This window comes from Pantoea sp. GCM10028869 (genome assembly GCF_042666835.1).
GTDB classification, from domain to species: Bacteria; Pseudomonadota; Gammaproteobacteria; order Enterobacterales; family Enterobacteriaceae; genus Pantoea; species Pantoea leporis.
Map to the genome: position 1 here is coordinate 439844 of NZ_JBHTGO010000003.1, position 13924 is coordinate 453767.

General features: G+C 56.3%; 12 protein-coding genes. 6 read left to right on the forward strand and 6 right to left on the reverse strand.

Annotation, left to right across the window (positions count from 1 at the left end; all coding sequences use genetic code 11):
- The first annotated feature begins 178 nt into the window (after positions 1-178).
- Both ACFQW4_RS09885 and ACFQW4_RS09890 read left to right on the forward strand, forming a co-directional pair.
- On the forward strand, positions 179-1441 hold the full coding sequence (locus ACFQW4_RS09885; RefSeq protein WP_377725067.1) for a DUF1479 domain-containing protein: 1263 nt from the start codon (positions 179-181) through the stop codon (positions 1439-1441).
- Positions 1442-1483: 42 nt separating this feature from the next.
- On the forward strand, positions 1484-2224 hold the full coding sequence (locus tag ACFQW4_RS09890; protein ID WP_350261948.1) for a DNA-binding transcriptional regulator YciT: 741 nt from the start codon (positions 1484-1486) through the stop codon (positions 2222-2224).
- 13 nt (positions 2225-2237) lie between these two features.
- Here ACFQW4_RS09890 and ACFQW4_RS09895 read toward each other — a convergent pair whose 3' ends face one another.
- The 6 genes from ACFQW4_RS09895 to ACFQW4_RS09920 all read right to left on the reverse strand — a co-directional run bounded on the left by ACFQW4_RS09895 (position 2238) and on the right by ACFQW4_RS09920 (position 9122).
- A complete protein-coding gene (locus ACFQW4_RS09895) occupies positions 2238-3485 on the reverse strand; it encodes a type II toxin-antitoxin system HipA family toxin (protein WP_377725069.1) in 1248 nt (415 codons plus the stop codon).
- On the reverse strand, positions 3475-3822 hold the full coding sequence (locus tag ACFQW4_RS09900) for a helix-turn-helix domain-containing protein (protein ID WP_110866164.1): 348 nt from the start codon (positions 3820-3822) through the stop codon (positions 3475-3477). Before ACFQW4_RS09900 ends, ACFQW4_RS09895 begins: the two co-directional genes overlap by 11 nt.
- Positions 3823-3986: 164 nt before the next feature.
- Positions 3987-4940: a sugar-binding transcriptional regulator gene (locus ACFQW4_RS09905; RefSeq protein ID WP_377725071.1), complete on the reverse strand. Its 954-nt coding sequence runs from the start codon at positions 4938-4940 to the stop codon at positions 3987-3989.
- A 148-nt stretch (positions 4941-5088) separates the two neighbouring features.
- The gene (locus tag ACFQW4_RS09910) at positions 5089-6027 is read right to left on the reverse strand and encodes a sugar phosphate isomerase/epimerase family protein (protein ID WP_377725073.1); all 939 of its coding nucleotides are present in this window, start codon (positions 6025-6027) and stop codon (positions 5089-5091) included.
- 10 nt (positions 6028-6037) lie between these two features.
- Positions 6038-7564: a glycerol-3-phosphate dehydrogenase gene (locus ACFQW4_RS09915; protein ID WP_192233867.1), complete on the reverse strand. Its 1527-nt coding sequence runs from the start codon at positions 7562-7564 to the stop codon at positions 6038-6040.
- Positions 7565-7574: 10 nt separating this feature from the next.
- Positions 7575-9122: an FGGY-family carbohydrate kinase gene (locus tag ACFQW4_RS09920; protein WP_377725076.1), complete on the reverse strand. Its 1548-nt coding sequence runs from the start codon at positions 9120-9122 to the stop codon at positions 7575-7577.
- A 423-nt stretch (positions 9123-9545) separates the two neighbouring features.
- Between ACFQW4_RS09920 and ACFQW4_RS09925 the strand changes: the two genes are divergently transcribed.
- The 4 genes from ACFQW4_RS09925 (at position 9546) to ACFQW4_RS09940 (ending at position 13833) form a co-directional block, all read left to right on the forward strand.
- Positions 9546-10199, forward strand: coding sequence for a DUF2291 domain-containing protein (locus ACFQW4_RS09925; RefSeq protein WP_377725078.1), 654 nt, complete (start codon positions 9546-9548; stop codon positions 10197-10199).
- Positions 10196-11734: a sugar ABC transporter ATP-binding protein gene (locus ACFQW4_RS09930; RefSeq protein ID WP_217546622.1), complete on the forward strand. Its 1539-nt coding sequence runs from the start codon at positions 10196-10198 to the stop codon at positions 11732-11734. Before ACFQW4_RS09925 ends, ACFQW4_RS09930 begins: the two co-directional genes overlap by 4 nt.
- A 22-nt stretch (positions 11735-11756) precedes the next feature.
- The gene (locus tag ACFQW4_RS09935; protein ID WP_377725080.1) at positions 11757-12812 is read left to right on the forward strand and encodes an ABC transporter permease; all 1056 of its coding nucleotides are present in this window, start codon (positions 11757-11759) and stop codon (positions 12810-12812) included.
- A 73-nt stretch (positions 12813-12885) separates the two neighbouring features.
- Positions 12886-13833, forward strand: coding sequence for a D-ribose ABC transporter substrate-binding protein (locus ACFQW4_RS09940; protein WP_101764388.1), 948 nt, complete (start codon positions 12886-12888; stop codon positions 13831-13833).
- The last annotated feature ends 91 nt before the right edge of the window (positions 13834-13924 follow it).

Here is a 13924-nt window from a genome sequence, read left to right on the forward strand (position 1 = left end):
TCTTTCAGTGGTGGCGTAAAACGCGCCGCCACTTTCACCTGAAACCCATTCTTCGATCTTAATGTGATCAACCTCCGGATTCGGCGGTTGCATTATTGTTTATTGCTGCGCATTTGTTATGAATGAAGCGTACTTTAGTTTCGAATGAAACGAGCAAGTTAACGAATCGGAGCATGTCATGAATCATACTTTCACTTCATTACAACAACCTGATGATTTCAAACATAACGTTCGCCTGATGAAAAGGGTGTTAAGAGAGCAGATCGGCGATGTCGAAGGTCTGTTTGAACAAGTCAGAAGCAAAATCGTCAGCGAAATTGCCGCTGCTCGCGCGGAAGAGGCGCAAAACGGCAGCGCGTGGCCGCAGGTGAGTCAGCAGGATATTGCGGCGGGACGTATCACCGATGAGGTGAAGGATCATATTCGTCGACGCGGTTGTGTAGTGGTGAAGCAGACATTCCCGCGCGATCAGGCGCTGGCCTGGGATGAATCAATGCTCAAATACCTCGATGACAATGATTTCGACAACGTCTACCAAGGGCCGGGCGATAACTTCTTTGGCAATCTTGATGCGTCACGTCCGGAAATCTATCCGATTTACTGGAGCGATGCGCAGATGTCAGCGCGTCAAAGCGAGGCCATGGCCCAGACGCAATCCTTCCTCAATCGCTTGTGGACGTTTGAGTCGCGCGGCACGCGCTGGTTTGAACCTGACGTTAGCATCATTTATCCCGATCGTATTCGTCGTCGCTTGCCAGGCACCACCTCCAAAGGTCTTGGCGCGCACACTGATTCAGGCGCATTGGAGCGTTGGTTACTTCCAGCATATCAGCAGGTGTTCAGCAAAATTTTCACCAACCAGTTTGATCAATACGATCCCTGGGATGCGGCGCATCGCACTGAAGTGAATGAGTATCAATCGGGGACTACCACCAAGTGCTCGGTATTCCGTACCTTCCAGGGCTGGACCGCGCTGTCGGATATGCAGATTGGTCAAGGCTTGCTGCATGTGGTGCCGGTGCCGGAAGCGATGGCCTATTTGTTGCTGCGTCCGTTGTTGAAAGATGTACCGGAAGATGAGCTTTGCGGCGTTGCGCCGGGCAAGGTGCTGCCGGTTTCAGCGCAGTGGCATCCGGAACTGATTGAGGGCTTGTGTTCGATTCCCGCGCTGCAGGCTGGCGATTCGGTTTGGTGGCATTGTGATGTGATCCACTCGGTCGCGCCGGTAGAAAATCAGCAAGGCTGGGGCAATGTGATGTACATTCCCGCCGCACCGCTGTGTGAGAAAAATGCCGCCTACGCTACCAAAGTGGCGCAGGCGCTGGCCAGCGGTGCGTCGCCTGGCGATTTCCCGCAGGAGGATTATGAAACGCAGTGGCGCGATCGCTTCACCCTCGACGCGCTGAATGCCAATGGTCGCCGCAGTCTGGGATTGGGCTAAATTTCTGGTAAGCTTGACAAAAATTTCACAGCAGCGGGTGTTATGAACGCACGTCATCAGCAGATTATCCAATTGGTCAGCGAGCGCGGCAGCGTCAGCGTAAATGAGCTGGCGCACACCACCGGCGTCTCAGAAGTGACGGTGCGTCAGGATCTCAATCTTCTGGAGAAAGGCGGCTTTCTGCGCCGCGTGCACGGTTCCGCCGTGGCGCCAGAAAGTGATGATGTTGGCGCGCGTATGCAAACCCGCTTCGCGGTGAAAAAGCGTCTGGCCGAGTACGCGGCGTCGCTGGTGAACAGCGGTGAAACGGTGTTTATCGAAGGCGGCAGTACTAACGCTTTGCTGGCGCGTGAACTGAGTGAACGCAACGATATCACCATCATTACCGTGAGCCATTACATCGCCGGATTGCTGCGCGAAAAGGGCGGCGATGTGATCATCCTTGGCGGCCTGTTCCAGAAAAGCAGTGAATCGGTGGTGGGGCCGCTAACTCGTCTGTGTATTCAGCACCTCAATTTCCATAAGGCGTTTATCGGCATTGATGGCTGGGATGCGATCACCGGCTTTACCGGCCGCGATATGCTGCGCTGTGACGTGGTCAACGCCATCATGGAAAAACCTACACACACCATCGCGCTGACGGATTCCTCAAAGTTTGGCCAGATTCATCCGTTTGCGCTGGCACCGCTTCAGCCGTTTAACCAACTGATCACCGATGCCGAACTGGAGGCGAGCTATCAAAAAGCGCTGCGTGAGAAGGGCGTGGAAGTGAGTTTGGTCTGATTCACGCGATCAGCTATTCAAGTGAAAAAGGATTGATGAACTGCCTGTGCCACAAGCTTTCCCGATCCACCTTGCTCAAATCGGCTTCATCACAAACATGATGCCAATAGGTTTCAATCGACGTTTTTAACAGCATGAAATGCGCATGCGCGTCAGCGCGACTCAAAGCAAAGTGATGAGCGGCATCCAGGCAGCTGCTTAAGCGACTAAGATTATTGTTGCCACTAATCAGCATCGCCTGTGAGGCTTCGTTGCCAGCACGACCTTGCGGGCAGATATCATAAGCAGGCGTAAGACTGAAGCTTTTACCATCCCAAAAGGCGGCATGATTGCGGGCATGGTCATCGGTATTGCCGCAGAGAATATTGAAGCAAAGCCGTTTATACAGCTCTAGCAAAGTCTCTTTGGGCGAGGCAAAACGTTGACGAATAATTTCAGCGAGTGTTTCGTAGCTGGCATAGCGCGCCAGCATATCGTCGAGTTCAAATAGGGTCAGCGCCGAAAGCATCACTTTTCGCGTCCATCCATCGGCTTTATGTTCGCGGTCAAAGCGCTCAATCATGATCACATCGCGTCCGGCGGCTTTGACTAGCTTCACCGGAGCGACATGCAATCCTGCCAACTGCGCCAACCGCATCGCCAGGAATTCGCCTTTCACCACGTTCCAGATATCCGCACTGGCAGAAAATTTCGCGATGTATTTTTTTCCCTCGGCCTCGATCAGCGCTTTTGGCCGCGCGCCACCGATCGACGTCCCATGGAAAAGCGCCTGATCCAGTTCGGGTGTTAGCGGCACGCCTTTTTCAACCCGATCAGCCGACTCCAGTAATTCAGGAAGGGTGACATTCGCAGTTGAGCGCGGAATGTATTCCGTTGCCGAGTGCTGGAAATCCAGGGCACCAATGCGATCTGAACCGGACTCAATGAGATACGTCAGCTCATCGAGTATTCCGATATCGACGTTGGCGCCTTTCCGTACCATTCGACGGTTGATAATGACCCGGCGTCCCCAGGCATCAGGTGCGCTGTCACGGATACAGCCCGCAATGTTTAACCCATTCAGCGGCGGAATAACGCCAGTCCGCAGAGGAAGTTCATTGGGATTGAGCGGAATGCGGTTTTCTCGCTGCAGATAACTACGACCATAGTTGAAAAGCAGCGTATCGCCTTCAGCCTCAAGCCTGCCCGCCACCACTGGTGATGTTTCACCAGGCAGCCATATCCATACGTAAGCGTCTCTAAAACGCGCTTCAGAAGTCATCCTTCACCTTCCTGCTACTCTTTTTTTTACTGGTGTGTTTGGGTAACAGCTTGAGCTTTTCCTCAACGCGATTTCGATGACTGACCAATGATGGCAAACTCACCTCTGCATCAAACAGGGGAATGCCCAATATGGCCGCAATCTCGAAATAACTGCCAATCTGACATTTCACGTCGCCTTGCTCAATGCGATGTAAAGTCCCACGCGAAATACCGGCTCTTTCTGCTAACTCAGATACTGGAATTTGCTTCTCGATACGTTCAGCACGAATCAAGGAAGCTAATAGAGCAATCGCTTCCTGAGCATAGCGTGAGGTGGGTGAAGTGATAGAAGCCATGACTTGTTCCATACAGGGTACCAATAAACGTAATTTGTACTATATATGGAACATCTTAGCCTGATGTGAAGAGTTTTTTCAACGGCGCATAATGTCAGAGATGTTCACTGTGTAGTACCAATTACGCTTATTGGTACTACACAGTGAACATTTATCATTGCAATTCAGCCCACTAATGCCTGCGCGGTGACCTCATCAGTGATCAAACCGGTCACCAGACCGCTGGCCAGCACTGCGCGAATCGCGGCGACCTTACTGGCGCCGCCCGCCAGGGCGACAATCTCTGCGCGATGCGAGAGATCGAGATCCACCGACAACGTGCGGGCCGTTAAGTTGGTGTGAATCATCTGTCCGTTGGCATCGAAGAAGTGGCCCAGCAGCTCGCCGACCGCGCCGGATGAGGAGATATCGTTGATCTCCGCTTCATCAATCATGCCGGCTTCAACCAGCTGAGCCGCGGGTTCCACGGTGCCAATTCCCACCAGTTTGACTTCACTTTGCGCCGCCATGGCAAACACCTCGCTCACGCCGCGCTGCGCCAGTAACACTTCGCGATCTTCCTGGGTATTGGCAAAGAAAGGCACGGGCATCATGTAGGCCTGCGCACCGGTTTTCTCGGCGATGCGGTGCATAACGTCGTGAGGATTGAGCGCGTAGTTGCGGGTTAAACAGCCGAGCAGCGAGACAAAGCGCATATGCGGCGCATCAATACGTGGCAATTGATGGATGGCGGCGGAAAGGGTGCGACCATGCCCCAGACCTAAGGTGGTAGAAGGCGACGCGGTGATCAGGTTACGCAGGTAATCCGCGCCCGCCATGCCCAGCGTGCGCACCGGCAAGCCTTCTTCGCCGAGATCGGGTGCGACATGACAGAAGTTAAGCGCGAATTTCGCGCGCAGACGATCTTCTAATTGGACGCAGGCGACGATATCGCCATCAATCGACACCTTCACCGCGCCTTCCGCCACCATGCGCGCAATCATGCGGTGCGTTTTCACCGACGGCAGCCCGAGTCGTTTCGCCACTTCCGCCTGCGTTAAACCGCCGACGTAGTGCAGCCAGGCGGCGCGCAGCGCCAGAGATTCGTCGCGTTCAGTCGAGTTTGGTGCCGGTTTCATGGGTTGTCCTTTGGTTTATATGGTGCGCTTAAGCCCTCATCCCAACCTTCTCCCACAAGTGGGAGAAGGGGCCGTTCGAGCAGCGTGCGCGGACAGTTCCCTCGCCCGCTTGCGGGAGAGGGTTAGGGTGAGGGGGAAACCGCGCACCTCACTCCGCCAAATGCAGATCCTGCACGCCGGTATCAATATGCCCGGCCCAGAAGGCGACGCTTTCGGCGATCTCCGCCACCACGTTGCTATCGGTTGGCTCGCGCTCTTTAAAGCTCAGCTCAAGGCAGATCTCATTATCCTGCGCTCCGCCGCGCGCCAGCGCGTCCAGCAGCGGCTGCGGCTGAATGCGGCCGCCGGCATTGTACTGCAATGTAAAAGGTCTGTGTCCGCCTTTATCCAGCATGCTCTGTTTAATATGGATAATCGGCGAGTAGCGCGGCACCGCTTCAGCCCACGCATAAGGATCGTAATCGCGCGGATCGGCGGAAGTGACATCGCCGTGATCGATATCCGCCATCATCCACATCGGCAGCGCCATTGAGGCAGCACTCAAACGCTGCTGTAGCGCCAGACAGGCCGGAATGGTTTCGCCAAACTCGCGGCCCACGCTCATGGGTTCCCAAAACAGGTATTTCAATCCGGCGGCTTTGGCGTGTTCGGCAACGTCGGCCCAGCAATCAATGGCGATGTCGATCAGTGCGTCGCGGCGCGCAACATCGTTGAAATCCTGCTGGGTAAAGATGGCGAACTGCGAACCCACCGCGTCGCCGCCCAGCTCGGCGGTGATATCAGCGAAGGTTTTAAACCAGCCAACATAATAGCGGCGTACTTCGACATCAGGATGACCAAAATGGTTGAGGCGACCATAGGGGCCGGTCATGCCGGAGGTCACGCGCACGCCGGTGGCGCGCAGCGCCTGCTGCATCTTGCGCGTCATGCGCGTGAGGGTCGCAGCAGGCCAGCCGGGATTGATAAATTCATGGGTGAGCTGCACATCACGGATGCGGATCTGCTGCGCCACGGTGGTAATCAAATCCTGCGGGTCGGCAAAGCGGTTCACCAACGGATTAGTATTCAGTGACAGCGTTAACGGCATGATTCACCTCTTATCCGGCATGCGCACGCAGCGGCGCGGGAGCAGCAAAGGTGGCGTTGAACCACTGGGTGAAAGCCTGTTGCTGCGCGTCATCGAGGTGCAACTTATGCTTGGTGCGGCGCCACAACACATCCTCGGCCTGCTGCGCCCACTCGTTTTCCACCAGATAACGCACCTCGGCTTCGTACAGCTGCCCACCAAAGTGGCGGCCAAGATCGCCCAGCGCATTGGCATGACCGATCAGCTTATCGATGCGTGTGCCATACAGCCGCGCATAGTGTTTGCGCAGCGCCTGCGGTAGCCACGGCCAGCGCGCTTTGACCTGCTCTAAGAAACTGTCGAAATCGGCATGTGGCATATCGCCGCCCGGTAAGGTGGCGCCCCGCGTCCAGTCCGCGCCCATGTTGGGGAAGAACGGCGCCAGTTTCTGTATCGCGTGTTCAGCCAGCTTGCGGAAGGTGGTGATCTTGCCGCCAAACACATGCAGCAGCGGGGCGTTTTGTTGATCGTCGAGATCAAACACGTAATCACGCGTCACCGCCGATGGATTGCCTTTGCCGTCATCAAACAGCGGACGCACGCCGGAGAAGCGCGTGATCACATCACTGGCGCGCAGTTTCACCTTGAAGTAGCGATTCACCACGTCGATCAGGTATTGCTGCTCGCTGTCGTCGGCGGTAACCGCTTCCGCTTTGCCTTGCCACGGAATATCGGTGGTGCCGATCAGCGCTTTATCGCCTTCATACGGGTTGATAAAGATCACCCGCTTGTCGGTGTTCTGCACCAGATACGCCTGCTGACCTTCCCAGAATTTCGGCACGATGATGTGCGAGCCTTTGACCAGCCGCACGTTGCGACTGCTTGTGGTGTGCGTGACCTGATTAACGATATCCAGCACCCACGGCCCGGCGGCGTTGACCAACACTTTGGCAAACACGGTGCGTGAGGTACCGCTGGCATCCTGCAGGGTGATTTCCCACTTGCCGTTATGACGTGTCGCCGCTACGCAGCGGGTACGCGGCAGAATGGTGGCGCCGCGCTCGGCGGCATCCAGCGCATTCAGCGTCACCAGCCGCGCATCATCCACCCAGCAATCGGAGTACTCGAATCCTTTACTGTAACTGTCCAGCAGCGGCGCACCTTCAGGATCGCGGCGTAAATCCAGCGAACGCGTGCCCGGCAGTTTCTGACGGCCGCCAAGGTGGTCATATAAAAACAGGCCAAGTCGCACCAGCCACGCCGGGCGATCGGTTGGGCTGTGCGGCAAGACAAACCGCATCGGCCAGATGATATGCGGCGCGGCGTTGAGCAGCACTTCGCGCTCGATCAGCGCCTCACGCACCAGTCGAAACTCGTAATACTCCAGATAACGCAGCCCGCCGTGCACCAGTTTGCCGGAGCGCGATGACGTGCCCTGCGCGAGGTCATCTTTCTCACACATCATTACCGACAATCCGCGACCGGCAGCGTCACGCGCGATACCGGCACCGTTGATACCGCCGCCAATCACAAACAGATCCAGCATGTGTTCACTCATGATTTACTCCTTAAAACTGTTTTAGCGCGTGCCAGGCGGCAGGAAGATCGTTACGCAGCTGCTGATAGGTGGGGAACAGCTGGTTGTAGCGCTGCATCAGTTCGCTCGCGGGCGCTTCGGGCGCATCCAGCAGCGGCATTACCCAGGTTTTGACGCAGCTCTCCATCGACGGATACGCGCCAATCGCCACCGCCGCCATCATCGCGGCACCGGCCGCTCCGGCTTCGTCGCGCTGGCTGATGCGCACCGGCGCACCAATGCAGGCAGATAAAATCTGGCGTAACGGCTGCGAACGCACCGCGCCGCCGGTTAAACGGATTTCTCCCGGCAAACTGCCCATCGCCTGATAGCAATCGCGCGCTGCAAAACCGATGCCTTCAATGACCGCCCGCACCAGATCGCCAAAATTGTGGGTGTAACTCAGGCCGGTAAAGCTGGCGCGCGCCTCGGCATTAACAAACGGCCCGCGCTCACCGGCAATCGAGATATACGGGTGATAGAGCAGGCTGCCGGGCTTCGCCGCGTTGAGCCAGCGATCGATATGGCCCACCAAACGGGCATGATCGATTTCACAGCCAAAGCTGTTAAGCAGATCGCTGGCGAGATTCAGTAGCCAGTCAAGATTGAGCGTTGATGCCATATTGGTTTGCACCTGCGTGACATAACCCGGCCACGGCAGTGGGATCACGTAGCCGGTTTGTGCCGGATTCAGCCACACCTCATCAATGGTGACGCTGCGCAGATGTACGCCGGTCGAGCCAACAATCGAGCAGGCGGTATTGGCTTCGCCGGTATGCACGCCCGCGCCGAGCGCGGTCATCGCCATATCGACATAGCCGAGGCAGATCGGCGTGCCAGCCCGTAAACCGGTGGCCTGCGCGGCTTCCGCGGTTAACGGATGCGTGGTTTCTGTGCCTTCAATGACCTCCGGCAGCAGATGACGATGCTGTTCCAGGCCTAGCGTGGCAATCACCTGATCGTCATAGCGCTGGTGGCGGAAGTTGCCAAAGGTAAAGCTGGCCTCAGAGGGGTCGGTGGCGCGGATGCCAGTGAGATTGAGGTAGAGCCAATCTTTGCAGTGCAGCGCCACTTCGCTGTTAGCTAACAGCTCGGGATAGAAGTGATCCATGTGCGCCAACTGCGATCCCTGCTGACAGGTGTTGAGTCCGGTGCCGGTAGCGCGAAAGCGCTCGGCGGCTAACGGGTGCTGATTGAGTTTTTCAACCGTTGGTGCCGCACGCGCATCCAGCCAGATCCAGGCATCGCCGACCGGCTGATTGTTGGCACCCACCAGCCAGCTGCCGTCGCCTTGTGCGGTGACGGCCACCGCAACCACCCGCGCGGCCAGGTTGTCGACGCGTTCACCCAGTTTGCGTATCGCTGTGACCGCATCCTGCCAGGTTTGGCTCATTGACTGCTGCGCTGCGCCGCCTTCGCTGCGGTAATAACGGTTACGCACCGATGCGCATGCCAGTTGCGTGCCTTCCAGATCAAACGCCACCGCTTTAACCACTGAGGTGCCGGAATCCAGACCCAGAATGATATCGCCACTGTCCACATACACCTCCGAAAGAAGAAGAGTTCAATTCATCGCCGCCAAAACCGAAAGGTGTTAACGGGCTGTGATGAATTTGCTAAATAATGTCTTACACCACTTCTCACTGAGATAACATATCAACTGTATTATTTTTCGATAAAACCAATAAATTTCACCTGAAATAGCGATTGTGATCACGAATCAGGCGTCAAAACCTTACAGATTGAAATGAGATAACACGGTGAACAGGCTGATAGAGCGGGGTTTATTGCGCTTTGTGATGGGGCCGACATCAATTAAGCGATCCAGATCGCTCTCCTGAAAAAATTGCGCGTCACCTGTTGACAATTTAGTCACATCAGCACAATTCTCATCACACAAGTTATCACATTTATAACATTATCGGCGCGATTATCGCAGCTGATGTCAGTGAGAGGTCACGTTATGTCCGATGTCTCAATCCAGGCCCAGCAAATTTCCCGCAAGCGCGTCCAGCGTTATGCCACCCTTGGCGTGATGGTGATTGCGCTGATCGCGGCGATGGCGCTCGACACCAAGGTGGTAAAAATTGGCTCCGCCGATGATGCGCAGGAGCAAGGCTTCTCGCCCGAGAGTTACGGCCAGAAAACCTTCCCGACTATCCAGCAGGATGTGGCATCACGCGCAGTAGACGCCAAAACGTTAGCCGATGCGCTGCAAACTAATCAGCAGGAAGCGGTGCAGAAATATGGCGTTGGCGCACCGCTGCCGGTCTTTGCCGTCAAGTTCTCCGGCGTGGTGCAAGCCGGGCAGATGGGCATCTTCCCGCTGAAAATCGATGGATTAGCAGGTGATATGCAGGTGCGGCTGCAAACCGGTCCAGCGATCACTGGTACCGATCTGCGTGACGCTAATGGCAAGATCCAGTTCGGTGATTTCACGAACCAAATCGAATATCAAAATGCCGGTTCCGCCATCAATCGTGCGATGAAAAGCGCGGTGCTCGACAAGCTGGATCGTGATGCGTTGCCGGGCAAAACCGTGCAGGTGGTTGGCGTGTTCCGCTTACTCAACGCGAAAAACTGGATGGTGACGCCGGTCAGCTTGGAGGTGAAATGAAACCGTTCAACCTCAATCCCGCCTTGCTGAAAGGCGAAGTGATCCTGCAAGCGCGCAACGTCAGCAAAGTGTACGGCTCCACGCACGCGCTGAAGGGCGTCAATTTCGAAATTCGGCGTGGCGAAGTGACCACGCTGTTTGGTGAAAACGGCGCGGGTAAATCGACGCTGATGAAAATTTTGTCTGGTGTGATTACGCCAACAACCGGGGAAATCTTGCTACACGGCGAGGAGAAGACCTTTCGATCCGCCACCGAAGCGCGTGACTGTGGCATCTCGATTATCCATCAGGAGCTGAATCTCGCGCCGAATATGAACGTGCGCGACAACATCTTTATGGGCCGCGAAATCATGAAGCCGGGCGGCGTCGATTATGCCGAAGAGGCGCGCGTGACGGCGCACCTGATGGCGGCGCTGGAGGAGGAGATCGATCCGCTGACGCCGGTGGAAAACCTGCGTCTGGGACAGCAGCAGATTGTGGAGATTGCCCGCGCGCTGTCGGTGAATTCGCAGATTCTGATCATGGATGAACCGACCTCGGCACTGAGCGCGGCGGAAGTGGCGGTGCTGTTTCAGGTGATCCGTGATTTAACCAGCCAGGGCGTGGCGATTGTCTATATCTCGCATCATCTGGAGGAGGCGCTGGAGATTACCGATCGGGCGGTGGTGCTACGCGATGGCGTGATGACCGCCTATGCCAAACGCGATGAGATCGATCTCGAATGGATCGTGCGCAACATGGTGGGCGATCACTTTGATCTGGGATCGCCGCCGCAGGGCTACGACTTCGGGCTGCCGGCGCTGACGGTGAAAGATCTGACGCTGAAAAGTAAAACCGGCATTCGGCTGGTGGACAACTTATCGCTGGCGGTGCAAGCCGGGGAGATTGTCTGCATTTACGGGCTGATGGGCGCGGGGCGCACCGAGCTGCTGGAGTGCATCGCCGGACGTCTGCAGCAAAGCAGCGGTCACATTCTGCTGCAGGACACCGATATCTCCGCGCTAACCATCTCACAACGCATTCAAATTGGGCTGGCGCTGGTGCCGGAAGATCGGCAGCGCGATGGCCTGGTACAAACCATGTCGGTGGGTGAAAACCTGTCACTGGCCAGCATCGGCGACTTTGTACGCGGACTGGTGCTCTCCAGAAGCCGGGAAAAACAGCTGGTCAACGACAGCATTCGTAACGTGACGGTGAAAACCGCTGGCGGCGATGCGGCGATTGGATCGCTCTCCGGCGGCAATCAACAAAAAGTGGTGATCGGCAAAATGCTCGCCACCCGTCCCAAAGTGATACTGCTGGATGAGCCGAGCCGCGGCATCGACATCGGCGCCAAAGCGGAAGTGTTTCGCCTGCTGGCGGAGAACGCCAAAAAGGGGCTGGCGGTGGTGTATACCACCTCGGAAGTGGGCGAATGCCTGAGTATTGCCCATCGCATTGTGGTGATGAGCAAAGGGCGCATCTCCGCCATCTTCGACGCCAGCGTCAGTAAAGAACGCATTATGGCCGCTTCAGGCGAGTCTCTGGTGGCATGACATGAAAAGTGGAGCAAAAGGTATGACTGACAGAACCCAAACGCTGGACACGCCGCCGGTGGTAAACAAGAAAAAAAGCGACAAGCAGCTGAATGTGGCGCGTCTGCTGCTGGAAGGGCGCGCGTTTATCGCGCTGCTGGTGATTATCGCTACCTTCTCCATGTTGTCGCCCAACTACTTTACCGGCGCTAACTTTCTCACCATGGCGTCGCACGTGGCGATCTTCGGTTTGCCGGCGATCGGCATGCTGCTGGTGATCATCAACGGTGGCATTGATTTATCGGTGGGCTCCACGCTGGGTCTCGCTGGAGTGATGGCCGGATTTATGATGCAGGGCATCAACCTCGAAGCGCTCGGCGTGGTGCTCTATCTGCCGGTGTGGGCGGTGGCGATTTTGACGCTGGTGGTGGGCGCGCTGGTGGGATTAGTCAACGGCGTGCTGATCGCCTGGTTCCGCGTTCCGGCCTTCGTCGCCACGCTCGGCACGATGTATGTGGCGCGCGGCATTGCGCTGCTGATCACTAATGGTCTGACCTACAACAAACTCTCAGGCAGCGAAGCGCTGGGGAATACCGGCTTCGACTGGCTCGGTTTTAATCGCCTCTTCAATATCCCGGTTGGCGTGCTGGTGCTGGGCGTGGTGGCGCTGGCGTGTGGTTTCCTGCTTAGCCGCTCAGCGTTTGGTCGCTGGCTGTACGCGTCGGGTGGTAACGAACGTGCGGCCGATCTGTCGGGTGTGCCGGTGAAGCGCATCAAAATCAGCGTCTATGTGTTGTCTGGCGTCTGCGCGGCACTCGCCGGGCTGGTGCTCTCCTCACAGCTCACCTCGGCCGGCCCAACTGCTGGTACCACTTATGAACTGACTGCGATTGCGGCAGTGGTGATTGGTGGTGCGGCCCTGACCGGTGGACGCGGCAACGTGCGCGGCACGCTGCTTGGCGCGTTCGTGATTGGTTTTCTCTCTGATGGCCTGGTGATTATCGGCGTCTCTGCTTACTGGCAGACGGTGTTCACTGGTGCCGTGATCGTGCTGGCGGTATTGCTCAACACCTTGCAATACGGACGACGCGCTCGCTAACTCACGCGCGCTGTTTCAGCAGCGCGCGGATATCCGTAAAACCTGTACCCCAAATAATAACGGAGCACCAACTATGTTCACTAAACGTCTCTTCATCGCGGCTGCGGCTATGGCCATCACCACTTTTGCTGCACCCACCTGGGCAGATAACGGGTTAATGACCATCATCGTTAACGATCCTTCCAACCCTTACTGGCTAACGGAAGGCCAGGTAGCGCAGAAAGCGGCGGAAAAGCTGGGCTACAGCGCCAAAGTCAGTGCGCACAAAGGCGATACCAATACTGAAAGTCAGCTGATTGATACGGCGATCACCAATAAATCGAAGGCGATTATTCTCGATCCGGCGAACGCCGATGGTTCGGTCGGCTCGGTGAAAAAGGCCATCGCCGCCAATATTCCGGTATTTATCATCAATGCCGAACTGAACCAGAGCGGGCTCGCCAAAGCGCAGTTGGTTTCTAACAACGCGCAGGGCGCGGCGGTTGGCGCAATGGAGTGGGTGAAGCAGGTGGGCGATAGTGCGAACTATGTCGAGCTGGTCGGCCCGCCGTCAGATAATAACGCCGCTACCCGCGCCAACGGTTTTGATACGGTGCTGTCGCAATATCCCACGCTGAAGAAAGTCGGTCAGGAAGTGGCTAACTGGGATCGCACACAAGGCTTCAACAAAATGCAGTCACTGCTGCAAGCCAATCCCAACATCAAAGGCGTGATCAGCGGCAACGACGAAATGGCGCTGGGCGCGATCGCTGCGTTGAAAGAAGCTGGCAAGCTGAATCAGATCAAAGTCGGCGGTTTTGACGGTTCACCGGATGCGGTTGACGCTGTGAAAGCCGGTACGCTGGCCTACACTGTGATGCAGCCGGTGGCGCAGTTCGCGCAGAAAGCGGTAGAGCAGGCGGATAGCTTCCTGAAAACCGGTAAGACCGGTGCGGCCTCCGAGAAGCAGCTGTTTGACTGCATCCTGATCACTAAAGAGAACGCCGGTAACTTTGCTTCACCGTTTGTTCTGAAGCAGTAAAAGTTGCGCAATAAATTGCGCCACTACGCTATGTGCGTTTTTTATAACAACCACCTTTGAAACGCACGTATTCGTAGCGGCGCGATTTATC

Coding starts and splice junctions, on each gene's coding strand:
- ACFQW4_RS09885 (WP_377725067.1), top strand. CDS start 179: ATGAATCATACTTTCACTTCATTACAACAACCTGATGATTTCAAACAT.
- ACFQW4_RS09890 (WP_350261948.1), top strand. CDS start 1,484: ATGAACGCACGTCATCAGCAGATTATCCAATTGGTCAGCGAGCGCGGC.
- ACFQW4_RS09895 (WP_377725069.1), bottom strand. CDS start 3,485: ATGACTTCTGAAGCGCGTTTTAGAGACGCTTACGTATGGATATGGCTG.
- ACFQW4_RS09900 (WP_110866164.1), bottom strand. CDS start 3,822: ATGGCTTCTATCACTTCACCCACCTCACGCTATGCTCAGGAAGCGATT.
- ACFQW4_RS09905 (WP_377725071.1), bottom strand. CDS start 4,940: ATGAAACCGGCACCAAACTCGACTGAACGCGACGAATCTCTGGCGCTG.
- ACFQW4_RS09910 (WP_377725073.1), bottom strand. CDS start 6,027: ATGCCGTTAACGCTGTCACTGAATACTAATCCGTTGGTGAACCGCTTT.
- ACFQW4_RS09915 (WP_192233867.1), bottom strand. CDS start 7,564: ATGAGTGAACACATGCTGGATCTGTTTGTGATTGGCGGCGGTATCAAC.
- ACFQW4_RS09925 (WP_377725078.1), top strand. CDS start 9,546: ATGTCCGATGTCTCAATCCAGGCCCAGCAAATTTCCCGCAAGCGCGTC.
- ACFQW4_RS09930 (WP_217546622.1), top strand. CDS start 10,196: ATGAAACCGTTCAACCTCAATCCCGCCTTGCTGAAAGGCGAAGTGATC.
- ACFQW4_RS09935 (WP_377725080.1), top strand. CDS start 11,757: ATGACTGACAGAACCCAAACGCTGGACACGCCGCCGGTGGTAAACAAG.
- ACFQW4_RS09940 (WP_101764388.1), top strand. CDS start 12,886: ATGTTCACTAAACGTCTCTTCATCGCGGCTGCGGCTATGGCCATCACC.